12 protein-coding genes are annotated in these 12360 nt (G+C 60.5%); 8 read left to right on the forward strand and 4 right to left on the reverse strand.

Annotation, left to right across the window (positions count from 1 at the left end; genetic code table 11):
* Positions 1-118: 118 nt before the first annotated feature.
* Positions 119-1549 carry a peptidoglycan DD-metalloendopeptidase family protein gene (locus PVT68_RS09340; RefSeq protein WP_280317429.1) on the forward strand — a complete coding sequence of 477 codons (1431 nt, stop codon included), beginning with the start codon at positions 119-121 and terminating at the stop codon, positions 1547-1549.
* On the forward strand, positions 1550-2662 hold the full coding sequence (locus PVT68_RS09345) for an anhydro-N-acetylmuramic acid kinase (RefSeq protein ID WP_280317431.1): 1113 nt from the start codon (positions 1550-1552) through the stop codon (positions 2660-2662).
* Positions 2663-2759: 97 nt separating this feature from the next.
* Here the strand turns inward: PVT68_RS09345 and erpA are convergent, their stop codons facing one another.
* From erpA to argC, 4 genes are all read right to left on the reverse strand, one after another.
* A complete protein-coding gene (gene erpA, locus PVT68_RS09350; protein ID WP_280317433.1) occupies positions 2760-3113 on the reverse strand; it encodes an iron-sulfur cluster insertion protein ErpA in 354 nt (117 codons plus the stop codon).
* A 148-nt stretch (positions 3114-3261) separates the two neighbouring features.
* Positions 3262-3672, reverse strand: coding sequence for a bactofilin family protein (locus tag PVT68_RS09355; RefSeq protein WP_280317435.1), 411 nt, complete (start codon positions 3670-3672; stop codon positions 3262-3264).
* A gap of 108 nt (positions 3673-3780) precedes the next feature.
* A complete protein-coding gene (locus tag PVT68_RS09360) occupies positions 3781-4521 on the reverse strand; it encodes a DUF6776 family protein (RefSeq protein ID WP_280317437.1) in 741 nt (246 codons plus the stop codon).
* 68 nt (positions 4522-4589) lie between these two features.
* Positions 4590-5645 (reverse strand): N-acetyl-gamma-glutamyl-phosphate reductase, encoded by a 1056-nt coding sequence (argC, locus tag PVT68_RS09365; RefSeq protein WP_280317439.1) that lies wholly within the window; start codon positions 5643-5645, stop codon positions 4590-4592.
* A gap of 132 nt (positions 5646-5777) precedes the next feature.
* On the opposite strand from argC, the gene PVT68_RS09370 reads away from it, so the two are divergent.
* From PVT68_RS09370 to PVT68_RS09395, 6 genes are all read left to right on the forward strand, one after another.
* Entirely contained in the window at positions 5778-7586 is a 1809-nt protein-coding gene (locus PVT68_RS09370) for a chloride channel protein (RefSeq protein WP_280317441.1), read from the forward strand.
* 54 nt (positions 7587-7640) lie between these two features.
* Positions 7641-8063, forward strand: a complete 423-nt coding sequence (gene hemJ, locus PVT68_RS09375) for a protoporphyrinogen oxidase HemJ (protein WP_280317443.1) — start codon at positions 7641-7643, stop codon at positions 8061-8063.
* A gap of 99 nt (positions 8064-8162) precedes the next feature.
* Positions 8163-8954 carry a bifunctional hydroxymethylpyrimidine kinase/phosphomethylpyrimidine kinase gene (thiD, locus tag PVT68_RS09380; RefSeq protein ID WP_280317445.1) on the forward strand — a complete coding sequence of 264 codons (792 nt, stop codon included), beginning with the start codon at positions 8163-8165 and terminating at the stop codon, positions 8952-8954.
* Between the two features lie 138 nt (positions 8955-9092).
* Positions 9093-10376, forward strand: coding sequence for a glutamate-1-semialdehyde 2,1-aminomutase (gene hemL, locus PVT68_RS09385; protein ID WP_280317446.1), 1284 nt, complete (start codon positions 9093-9095; stop codon positions 10374-10376).
* A gap of 149 nt (positions 10377-10525) precedes the next feature.
* On the forward strand, positions 10526-11710 hold the full coding sequence (locus PVT68_RS09390; RefSeq protein ID WP_280317448.1) for a benzoate/H(+) symporter BenE family transporter: 1185 nt from the start codon (positions 10526-10528) through the stop codon (positions 11708-11710).
* The gene (locus PVT68_RS09395; RefSeq protein WP_280317450.1) at positions 11711-12346 is read left to right on the forward strand and encodes a GntR family transcriptional regulator; all 636 of its coding nucleotides are present in this window, start codon (positions 11711-11713) and stop codon (positions 12344-12346) included.
* The last annotated feature ends 14 nt before the right edge of the window (positions 12347-12360 follow it).

A 12360-nucleotide genomic window follows, 5' to 3' on the forward strand; every position in this document is an offset into this window, starting at 1 on the left:
GGCGGGAATTTTGTTATAAAGTCATCCGGGTGTTCGTTTTTTAGGCACAGCGGCTTGTTAAAGCTTCGCGGCCGAACCCCGATAACAACCACTGTCAGCGCTACCCCTGTATAGAATCATGCAAGATCAAAGCAAGAACCCACGCCTGCTTGGCGCCATGGGCAAGCATTTTCCGCGAACCCATGCCCTGGTGGCCGGTGCCGCAAGCTTCGCACTGGCTCTGACACTGTTTATCTCGCCGCCGGAGGTCGAAGCCAAACGCACGGCACTGGCGGTCACCCTCAGTGCCCCCGAGGCCCAGCCGCAGGAGGTCGCGGCAGATCCAGTATCCTCCGCCACGGACGCCTCCCCCGACACATCGCAGGGTGTCACCGGTGCCTCCGAAGACGTCATGCAAGGCGTTATGGAAGACCTGCGAATCGTGCAGGAAACCGTGCGCAATGGTGACACCCTGTCCGATCTGTTCCAACGGGCAGGAATCAGCAGTTCAGAGATGTATGAGCTACTCGCGAGTGGCAAAGAAGCGAAACAGCTGGCAAAACTCGTCCCCGGAGAAGAGCTGACCTTTCAGGTCGATGGCGAGGGCAGCCTCAAGACCCTGGAGCTGCACCGGGATCGTCTGAGCAAGGTGGAATTCAGCCGCGACAGCTCTGACGAATACAAATATGCCTTACACCAGCGCGAAGCCGAGCGCTACACCGCCTTCCGTCAGGCAGAGATTGAAAGCTCGCTGTTCGTGGACGGCAGCAAAGCCGGCCTCAGCAACAACCTGATCATGGAAATGGCGGATATCTTCGGCTCTGATATCGACTTCGCCCTGGATATTCGCAAAGGCGACAAGTTCAGCGTGATCTTTGACGAAGAGTTTCTGGACGGAGAAAAGATCGGCAACGGCGCCATCAAGGCCGTAACCTTTACCAACCAGGGCAAAACCTTCAGTGCGGTACGCTATATCGACAGCAACGGCGACACCAACTATTACACCCCTGACGGCAAGAGCATGCGTAAGGCGTTTATCCGCACCCCCGTGGATATCGGCCGCATCAGCTCCCATTTCAATCCCCGCCGCCTGCACCCTATCTTCAAGACCCGCAAGCCCCATAACGGCACAGATTACGCCGCCCCCCGGGGCACCCCGGTATACTCTGCCGGCGATGGTCGTGTCATCAAGGCGGGCTACTCCAAAGCCAATGGCAACTATGTGTTCGTCCAGCACGGCGAGCGCTATATCACCCGCTACCTGCACCTGAACAAGCGCAGCGTAAAGCAGGGGCAGCGCGTCAAGCAGCGCCAGGTCATCGGCACAGTGGGCTCTACCGGATATGCCACCGGCCCACACCTGCACTACGAATTCCTGGTAGATGGCCACCACCGTAACCCGGCCACCATCGTGCGCCAGTTACCGAAGGCAAAAGCCGTCGCCAGTTCGGAAATGGACCGTTTTCTGGCCCAGACGCAACCGCTGATGGCGCAGCTGGAGCGCTTCGAGCAGCCGGCACTGGCACAGAACAACAAGCAGACCGATGACAAGAAGGACTCCGTAAACTGAATGACGGACCTCTACATTGGCCTGATGTCCGGCACCAGCGTCGACTGTATCGACGCCGTGCTGGTGGAGTTTTCTGAAACCGAAGGTTCCCTGCACTGCTTGACCAGGGCGGCCGTCGGCCACCCGATATCCTCTGAGATGCGCGAGGCCATTCTTGCGCTTTGCGCCCCCGGCCCTTCAGAACTCGATCGCGCCGGTCAGCTTGACCGGCAACTGGGACAAGAGTTCGCAGCGGCAACCCTCGCGGTATTGCACGAAGCGGGCGTCAAACCCTCTGCCATCACTGCCATCGGCAGTCACGGTCAGACCGTCCGCCACCGCCCGCCGGGCTCCGTTTCCACGCCCTTCTCATTGCAGCTGGGCGACCCCAACACCATCGCCGCCATGACCGGGATCACCACCGTCGCTGACTTCCGCCGCCGGGATATGGCCCTTGGCGGGCAGGGGGCACCGTTGATGCCTGCTTTCCACAATGCCGTTTTCCGAACCGACCGCGACAGAGCTGTGGTGAATATCGGCGGCATGGCAAATATTACCGAGCTCTCTGCCAGCGGAGCGGTACGGGGCTATGACACCGGGCCCGGTAATGCACTGCTGGACTACTGGGTAAAACTGCACAAGGGTACCGCCTACGACGCCAACGGTGATTGGGCAGCAAGCGGCACACCGCACCCGGAACTGTTGCACCGTCTGATGGCCGACCCCTTCTTTGCTGCCCCCGCGCCCAAAAGTACCGGCCGTGAGGCGTTCAACCCGAGCTGGCTGGAACGGGCCTGTGCCGGCCTGGAACTGGCACCGGTTGATGTGCAGGCAACACTGGCAGAGGTGACCGCAGCCACGATTGCCGATGGCGTGCAGGAGTTTGCCCGCGGCGGCGAGCTGCTGGTCTGTGGCGGCGGTGCGCGCAATCGCGATCTGCTGGAGCGCCTTGGACGCAGGCTGCCCACATGGGCAGTCGCCCCTACCGATCAGTACGGTATCGACGCAGACTGGGTTGAGGGCGCGGGCTTTGCCTGGCTGGCGCGACAGACCATGCTGGGCTTAAGTGGCAATTGCCCTGCGGTCACTGGTGCGCAACGGGAAAGCGTTCTGGGGGGGATTTTTCCCGCCTGAACAGCGCCCAGCGGGGAAACTTGAGGCTGAGAAAGAAACTTGCCGGCGGGCAGATAACCCGCCAGCGACGGACTGACGTCCGTAGAGTTCAACGAATTCAGATAGAAAAGGACGAACCGCAGCCACAGGTGGATGAAGCATTGGGGTTCTGGACCACAAAGCGGGAGCCAGAAAGCCCCTCCTCATAATCCACACTGGCGCCGACCAGGTAGGGGTAGCTCATGGCATCTACCAGTACCTGAATCCCCTCTTTTTCGACGATAGCGTCGTCTTCCGCTACCAGCTCGTCAAAGGTAAAGCCGTACTGGAAGCCAGAACAGCCGCCACCGGTCACAAAGACCCGCAACTTCAGATCCGGATTGCCTTCCTCTTCCAGCAACCCCTTGACCTTGGCGACGGCTTTTTCGGTCACCTGAATCGGTTCGGGAGAAAAGGAAACAGCTTCAGACATAGATGACTCTCGAGATCAGTTTGCAGCCACCGCCAGGCTGGCGGTGTGCCGGCGCATTATGGGTAAAACCCAGCAAACAGGTCAAGTATTGCCGCTACAACCGGGTTTTACCACCAAAAACCATTCAGGGGAGGCTAAACGAGAGACGTTACTGAGCGCCTTCCAGCGGCTCTTCCGAATAACCCAGCATACGCGGCTCGCTGGCGCTATCCACTTCCACATTGGACACCAGGGAACCGTTAACCTGGGCACCCTTGACCATTTCAATCAGCTTGTAGTGCACATTGCCTTCAACGATCGCCTTGGAGGCCAGCTCCAGATGACCACTGGCGTGAACATCGCCTTTCACATTGCCGTTTACCACCACATTGGGCACACGGATTTCACCTTCGATGATCCCGCCATCAACGACCTGCAGACGCGCTTCGCTGTCACTGTGAGCGCAGACATTGCCGTTCACCCGTCCTTCGACCACCAGGTTGCCACGAAAATGCAGATCACCGGTAACTTCGGTGTGACGGGCGATCAAAGTAGTGTTATTGCCACCAGTGCTAGCCATAGTTTTCTCTTTCTTTTTCAACATAGTTAACCAATACCTCTTGAATTGAGCGGAGCCTGGTAACTCCAGCAAGGCCGCGAGCCAGCCCCTGAATTGACCCGGTAACCCTCAGGTCTGCTGCACCAGCCAGCCATAGCGCTGCTCGATACTGAAGCCGTTGCGCTTGCTGGATTTGAGCGTCAGTTCCACACCCTCGGGTACGAAGCCCTCCGGTAACTGCAACTCTCCCTCGATATTCTGGAAATACTTGAAACGCAGGGGGATGGATTCGCTCTCCACCTGCTGTGACAGATCTGACAGCGCGTAGCGTCGCGACTCGCCGTCAACCTGACCGACAATGGTGAAATTTACCGCCCCGGTCACCACCTGGTGGCGCGCGGCGGACTGCTGCACCAGTAGTTTGTACTGATAGCGGCGCTCACCGGCTTCGGAAATACTGAAACGCCCGATGGATACACCGTCACTGCCCTCATCGGGCGCCATGATGCCGCGGTAAAAGGAAATTTCCTGGCGCAGCTCGGCAATCAGGTCATCTTTCGCCACCAGCTCCGCGCGTACCGACTCACTGGCCTGCTCACCAATAGCCACGGACTGCTCGGCGGTGGCGGTACGCACCCGCAGGGACTCGATCTCCGCGTTCAACCGCACCACCTCACTCAGCGACTTGGCATGGGCGCGGCTCTTTTCGTCCAGGCTCTTGCTCAGCTGGTACTGACCGGCGAAAAAGGCACCGGCACTGGTGGACAGCACCAGCAAGGTCACCCCCAGCACAGAGAAAATGCCATGGATCGGCCTGTGGGCCACCACTTTCATGCGGTACTGTTTACTGCCTTTTACCTTGTGCGCCATGGAACCCGATCGTGCTGCTATTGGTTATAAGTGTCGTATAAATTGCTGTTTTGTCACTACCACCGATTCTAAGGCAGCAGTGCCGGGCTCTCTAGCCCCTGGTTCTCATTTAAACCAAACATGATGTTCATGTTCTGCACCGCCTGGGCAGACGCGCCTTTGGCCAGATTGTCGATCACGGAAAGGACCACCACCTTGTCCCGCCCCTGGGGCCGCAGCACCGCAATCCGGCACATATTGGTGCCGCGCACACTGCGGGTCTGCGGGTGCGAACCCGCCGGCATCACATCCACAAACGGCTCCGCCGCATAGCGCTGTTCAAACAATTGCTGCAGAGCCTCCTGACTGCCGGCCGCATCCGCAGTTGTCTTGAGAGTGGCATACAGTGTGGCGTGGATACCCCGCACCATCGGCAGCAGGTGCGGCACAAAGGTCAGCTCGACCTCACTGCCAAAAGCCCGTGCCAGTCCCTGCTCAATTTCCGGCAGGTGCCGGTGACCGGAAGCGGCATAGGCGCGAAAACTATCGTTGTTCTCTGCAAACAAAAGATCTGTCTTGCCCTGGCGACCAGCGCCACTGGCGCCACTGGCGGCGTTGGCGATCAGTCCCGAGGGTTCAATCAACCCGGCCTCCAGCAGAGGGATGAAACCCAGCTGGATCGCGGTGGGATAACAGCCCGGGCAGGCAATCAATTGCGCCCCGGCAATCTGCGCCCGGTTCACTTCCGGAAGGCCGTAAACCGCCTCTGCCGCCAATTCCGGGCAGGCGTGCTGCTGGCCGTACCACTGCTCCCACGCTGGGATATCCTGCAGGCGGAAATCTGCCGACAGGTCAATGACCCGCACCCCCCGGGCCACCAGCTCTGGCACCTGGGCCTGGGCGACGCCGTGGGGAGTGGCAAAGAACACCACATCGCACTGCGCCAGTTGCTGTACGTCCGGCGCCGTGAATTTCAGATCGTAGTGACCGCGCAGGCTGGGGAAGAGTTCCGCCACGGGTGTACCCGCTTCGGCGCGGGAAGTAATGGCTGTCACCTCGACCTGGGGATGACCGGACAAAAGGCGCAGCAACTCCACACCGGTATATCCCGTTCCACCTACAATTGCCGCCTTGATGACACTCACTATGTTTACTCCTCGCTGATCAGATTGGTCACTATCCCTGGTCGTACACTGGCGCCGCCTGTTGGCGGGCGTTCACCTCTGTATACTGAGCCGTGCACTCTACCATAAGCATCCGAAAATAAAGGACTCACTGTGCGGCGCCGCAAGCAGTCACCTTCATCTCCCGCCATTCCGCCACACCTGCGCAAAGCCCGGTTGCTGGACCGGGTACAGGTACAGCTGGCGGCACAACAGGCATTGCCATTACTGGTACTGCTGGCGCTGCTTATCGGTACCGTTGCCGGGCTAGTGATCATCGCCTTCCGCCAGCTCAGTGAAGCCCCGGAAATTCTCTACTTGCCACAACGGGAAGATTTCGAGTCACTGCCGCTTTTGTGGCGCTTTCTTTTACCCTTTGGTGGCGCGGTGTTGCTCGGACTGATTTTCACCTGGATTGCCCCCTCCGGCAGACCGACCGGCGTCGTGCATGTACTGGACCGGCTACACAATCACCAGGGGCGCATGCCGATGAAAAATGCTGCTCTGCAATTTTTTGCCGGTTCCCTGGCCCTGCTCAGTGGTCAGTCGATCGGTCGCGAGGGCCCCGCGGTGCACCTCGGGGCCGCCAGCGGCAGCTGGCTGGCACACAAGCTCCGCCTGCCCCACAACTCCATGCGCACACTACTCGGCTGTGGCGTCGCCGCCGCCATTTCCGCATCTTTTAATACGCCGCTCGCAGGGGTGATCTTCGCCATGGAAGTGGTGATGATGGAGTACACAGTCGCCGGTTTTCTGCCGGTGATCATCGCCGCGGTCAGCGGCAGTGCCGCCACCCGGCTGGCGTTCGGGCACCAGGCGGCGTTCAGTGTGCCAGCGCTGCAGCTGCACTCCCTGGCGGAGCTGCCGATTCTCTTTATCTGTGCCTTGGTGGTCGGCGCGCTGGCGTCCATTTTTATTGTCAGCCAGCGCAGGCTGGTGCCTCTGCAGCAAAAGCACCCACTGCTGCGCTTCACCCTGGTCGGTGCGGCCACCGGTTTACTCGCCCTGTGGGTGCCGGAAATTCTCGGCACCGGTTACGACACCCTGCAGCTGGCCATGCTCGGCCAGCTTGGCATTGCCACGGTAACAACCATTATCCTGGCCAAGCTTGTGGCCACCGCCCTGGCAACCGGGCTCGGCATTCCCGGCGGCGTCATAGGCCCGAGCCTTATCCTCGGTGCCTGTATCGGCGGAGCCGCCGGTCACCTGGCCAATCTGTGGCTTGGCGCCGCCACCACCAGTCCCGGGCTCTACGCCATGATCGGCATGGCGGCGATGATGGCGGCACTGCTGAATGCGCCCCTGGCGGCGCTATTGGCCATCCTCGAGCTTACCTACAACCCCAACGTGCTGTTTCCCGGCATGATGACCATCGTGGTGGCCTGCCTGGTCAGCCGCAAACTTTTCTCCACCGAGGGCACGTACCAGGAGTCCCTGCGCGCCCTGGGTAAAAAAGGCACCCCCAGCTGGCGCGCACAGATGCTGAGCAGGGTTGGCGTAACCAGTGTGATGGAGCGCGCCATTGCGGTAACCCCGCAATTGCTGGATAGGTCGCAGGCAGAGCGATTGATCGACCAGCAGCCCGCATGGTTACTCGTTGGCAGCGAAAACACGCCAATGGCATTGCGCACCGCCGACCTCGCCAATTTTCTGCTGCGCCCAAAAAGTGAAGCCGAACCGGAATTGCCGAATGAAAACCGGGAAGAAAAAATTGATCTGCTGCGCCTGCCTGGAGAGCGCTTGCAACTGGCGCCGCTCAGCTGGCGTTCGACGCTGCTGGAAGCACAGCAGCAGCTGGAAATACGCGGCGCCGACGCCCTGTTTATTGGCCGCGATCACCACCTGGACAGCCCGGGTGTACTGGACAGCGATGTGGCGGGTATTATCCTGCCGCAACATATTGAACACTATTATCGACAATAACGGTTACCGACAATAAACGCGCAACCCGGATACCTCTCCGGACAAGGAGCTCCAATGCTTTGGGTAAAGGCTTTTCATATTATTTCCATGGTCTGCTGGTTCGCGGCACTGTTTTACCTGCCGCGCCTCTTTGTCTACCACGTAGACGCCACCGACGCCCTTAGTAAAGACCGCTTTAAAATCATGGAGCGGCGCCTGTACCGCGGCATCGCGATACCGTCAATGATCGCCACCATTGTGTTCGGCATCTGGCTGATCACCTTCAATCCGGAATACTACAAATCTGCAGGCTGGCTGCATGCCAAACTGACCATCGTGGTTCTGCTGATCGGTTACCACCACATCTGCGGCAGCTATGTGAAAAAATTCGCTGCGGGCACCATTCACAAGAGCGGGCGCTACTTCCGTATCTTCAATGAATTGCCGGTTCTCGCACTGATCGCAATTATCATACTCGCAGTGGTTAGACCGTTCTAAGATCTGGCGGGGCGCGGCAGACTACGCGCTGGCAGCGCCTGCCGCAGGATCAGCGCTAGACTTAATTCACCGGCCGCAAGGGAAGTGCCCGACAACATCATGGATACACGCCAACCCGTCATTCTTACGGTTACTCACCACGACCCCAGCGGCAGTGCGGGCATCGGCGCCGACACAGAAACGGCGGTCAGCCTGGGATGCCACTGCGCCTCGGTGGTGTCGGCGATCACCGTGGGCGACACCCGCGAGCTGGTTGGGGTGGCACCGGTCGACGACAGCCTGCTGGTGGAGCAGGCGCGGGCGGTACTCGAAGACATGCCGGTAGCGGCGATCAAGATTGGCTACCTGGGTTCGTTGGAAAATGTGCACGCCCTGCACGCAGTGTTGCGGGACTACCCGGACATCCCCCTGGTGATAGACCCGGACGCCACCCTCGCGGATAAGGAGAGCTTGCTGGCACCACCCCTGTGGCGCGCCATGAGCGATCTGCTGCTGCCCCTGGCAACACTGGTTGCCCCCAACCGACGGGAGGCCCGCGCCATGGCCGGCGAAGCGGACGTGTTTGACGCCCAGGCCCAGGAGTTGCTGGAAAGCGGTTGCCGCTACCTACTGTTGACCGGCGTCCCCGCCAGCGAGCAGCAATTGGAAAACCGCCTTTACGATGTGCGCGGACTGGTGCGGGAATTCCGCTGGCAGCGACTGCCGCCGGCGGCTTACGGTATCTGCGGCACCCTGACCACCGCTATTGCCTGCCATATCGCCCACGGCCTCACCATCCTGGAAGCGGTAAACCGCAGCCAGCAATTCACCTGGAGCGCTATCGCCGGCAGCCGCCGCCTGGGGATGGGCCGACCGGTTCCCAACCGTCTGTTCTGGACCTGCAAAGACTGACGGGAGCAACCAGTCCGCAGTTTTCGTACGTCTGATCGAGCGGTTTGCGGCAGTCGGCGGTGACGCGGATAATACGCGCACTTTCCATTCCGGAATTCCCTTCACCCAACCCAATTCCCAATCGGTTTCCGAATTCTTATGAGCAAGTCCGAATCCCTTTTTGCCGAAGCCCAGAAAGTCATCCCCGGCGGCGTCAACTCGCCGGTGCGCGCCTTCCGCGCGGTGGGCGGCACCCCGGTATTTATCGAGCGCGCCGAGGGCGCCTACCTGTATGACGCGGACGAGAAACGCTACATCGACTATGTCCAGTCCTGGGGCCCCATGGTGCTGGGCCACGCCCACCCGGACGTGATCGAAGCAGTGATCGAACAGGCCCAGTCCGGCCTGAGTTTCGGCGCGCCCACCGAGCTGGAAACCGAACTGGCGGAAGAACTCTGCCGGGTTTGGCCGAACATGGACCTGGTGCGCTTCGTCAACTCTGGTACCGAAGCCACCATGAGCGCCATCCGCCTCGCTCGCGGTCACACCGGCCGCGACAAGATCGTCAAATTCGAAGGCTGCTACCACGGCCACTCCGACTCCCTGTTGGTGAAAGCCGGCTCCGGCGCCCTGACCATGGGCGTGCCCTCATCCCCCGGTGTGCCGGCGTCCCTGGCCGATCACACCATCACCCTGACCTACAACGATATCGAAGGCGTGAAGCAGTGCTTCGCCGAGATCGGCGACCAGATCGCCTGCATCATCGTCGAGCCGGTGGCGGGCAACATGAACTGCATCCCGCCGGTGCCGGGGTTCCTGGAAACCTTGCGTGAAGTCTGCGACCAGTCGGGCGCGGTGCTGATCCTGGACGAGGTGATGACCGGTTTCCGCGTCAGCCTTACCGGTGCCCAGGGTTACTACGGCATCGAGGCGGACATCACCACCCTCGGCAAGGTGATCGGCGGCGGCATGCCGGTGGGCGCCTTCGGTGGCAAGCGCGAGATTATGGAAAAAATCGCCCCGCTGGGGCCGGTGTACCAGGCGGGTACGTTATCCGGTAACCCGATGGCGATGGTCGCGGGCCTGGAAACTCTGCAGCTGATCCAGCAGCCAGGCCTCTACGATGAGCTCACCGCCAAGACCGATCGCCTGGTAGAAGGTGTACTCGCGGCGGCCAAAGAAGCCGGTATCCCCCTCACTGCCAACAAGGTGGGTAGTATGTTCGGCTTCTTCTTCACCGAAGAAGAGCAGGTGACCAACTACCAGCAGGTGATGGCCTGCAACACCGAGCGTTTCAACCGCTTCTTCCACGGCATGCTGGATGAGGGCATCTACCTGGCACCGGCCTCCTACGAAGCCGGATTTATGTCCGCCGCCCACAGCGACGAAGACATCGACGCCACAATTGAAGCGGCCCGTCGGGTGTTTGCAAAGCTCGCTTAGTCTTGGATCGGGCACCGTGCACTGATTGACTTCAGTGCCGGTGCCGTCATTTTCTGCCACCCCAACCTGAAAGTTTCCAAAGCCCTTGTTGCTTTGAACAATCTCTCCCGCTATAAAATGTATACATTTTTTTAAAGGTATACATTTTCATGGAGCAGGTTACACAGCGCTCCCTCATTGCCGATTCCACCTTGTCCACCGTCAGCGCCGGCTTTGTCGCGGTCATGGTGGGTTTTGCCAGCTCGGTTGCCATCGTGTTGCAGGCTGCGGCAGCGGCAGGGGCCAACGAGGCGCAGATGGTTTCGTGGATCGGCGCCCTCGGTCTCGGCATGGGGCTCACCTGTATCGGCTTTTCCTGGTATTACCGCGCGCCGGTGCTCACTGCCTGGTCCACACCGGGAGCGGCGCTGCTGGCCACCAGTCTCAGTGGCGTCTCCCTGCCAGAGGCCGTGGGCGCTTTTCTATTCAGCGCACTGCTGACATTGATTCTGGGCATTTCCGGCGCCTTTGAGCGCATCATGTCGCGGGTGCCCCTGCCCATTGCCAGTGCCATGCTGGCGGGCATTCTGGTGCAGTTCGGGCTGTCGATATTCACTTCGCTGGAGGCAAACCCGCTGCTGCTGGGTTCCATGCTGGCGGCCTATCTCGCGGGGCGGCGCTGGCTGCCTCGCTACGGCATCATCCTGGTGCTGTCGGCTGGATTTGTTGTCAGCTGGCTGCTGGGTGAGATTCATCTGGAAAAACTCAGCTGGGCGCTGGGCAAACCCCAGTGGGTCACACCGGCATTCGATTTCTCTGTGCTTCTGGGCGTAGGCCTGCCACTGTTTATCGTCACCATGACCTCGCAGAACATTCCCGGCGTTGCCACCCTGCGCGCCAGCGGCTACCAAAAGGTTCCGGCCTCGCCGCTGATTGGCGGTACCGGTCTGGCGTCTTTGCTGCTGGCACCTTTTGGCGGTTTTGCGCTTAATCTCGCGGCCATTTCCGCCGCCGTCTGCACCGGCCCCGAAGCACACCCGGATCCTCAGCGGCGCTACACCGCGGGGATCGCCGCGGGTTTTTTCTACCTGCTTACCGGCTTGTTTGGCGCCAGTGTGGTCGCGCTGTTTGCGGCGCTCCCTCAAGAGATGATCGCGGGGGTCGCGGGACTCGCACTGCTCGGGGTTGTAAGCTCGAGTCTGGCGGGCGCGACCGCCGACCCGGAAAGTCGCGATGCCGCACTGATCGCGTTTCTCATCACCGCATCCGGGGTCAGTTTCTTCGGCATCGGAGCGGCCTTCTGGGGGCTCCTCGGCGGGCTCGTGTGCCACTGGCTGCTGGTAAGGAGGCGCTGAATGGATCTATACCAGCAGCTGAAAGCCGACCTGCAATACGGTCGTTTTGCCCCAGGCACGCCACTGACGCAGAGCGAACTGGCAGAGCGCTACGGCGTCAGCCGCATTCCGGTGCGGGACGCACTGGCGCGATTGAAGACGGAGGGCTGGCTTACCGACCACGGCAAACGCGGCGTGGCAGTACCGCTGTTCGACCCGCAGGAGGCCGAAGACCATTACCTGATGCGCATGCGCCTCGAACCACTGCTACTGGAACTCGCCGCGCCAAAGCTGAACGGCGAAATACTCGGGCGCGCGCGGGATATCCTCGACACTCTGGAGCGCACGGAAGGTAAACCCCTGCCCGATGCCGCGACCATCGGCAGCAACAACTGGCAATTCCACACCTGCCTGTACCGCGCGGCGGAGCGTCCAGCGCTGTTTAACACGGTTGAACAGCTGCACCGCCAGTGCCAGCGACATATCGGATTCCAGTCCCGTAGTCTCGACTATCTGGAGACCAGTCAACGCGAGCACTACCAGCTATTGGAACTGTTACAGCGTGGAGAAACCGCGAAGGCCTGTAGCTTGCTGGAACAGCACATCGCCGCCGCCGGACGTATGCTGGTGGCGCATTTCCGGAAGCCGCAAGACTGACTCTGCGTATCTGA

Origin of the sequence: Microbulbifer bruguierae (assembly GCF_029869925.1) — a bacterium.
Taxonomy (GTDB): domain Bacteria; phylum Pseudomonadota; class Gammaproteobacteria; order Pseudomonadales; family Cellvibrionaceae; genus Microbulbifer; species Microbulbifer bruguierae.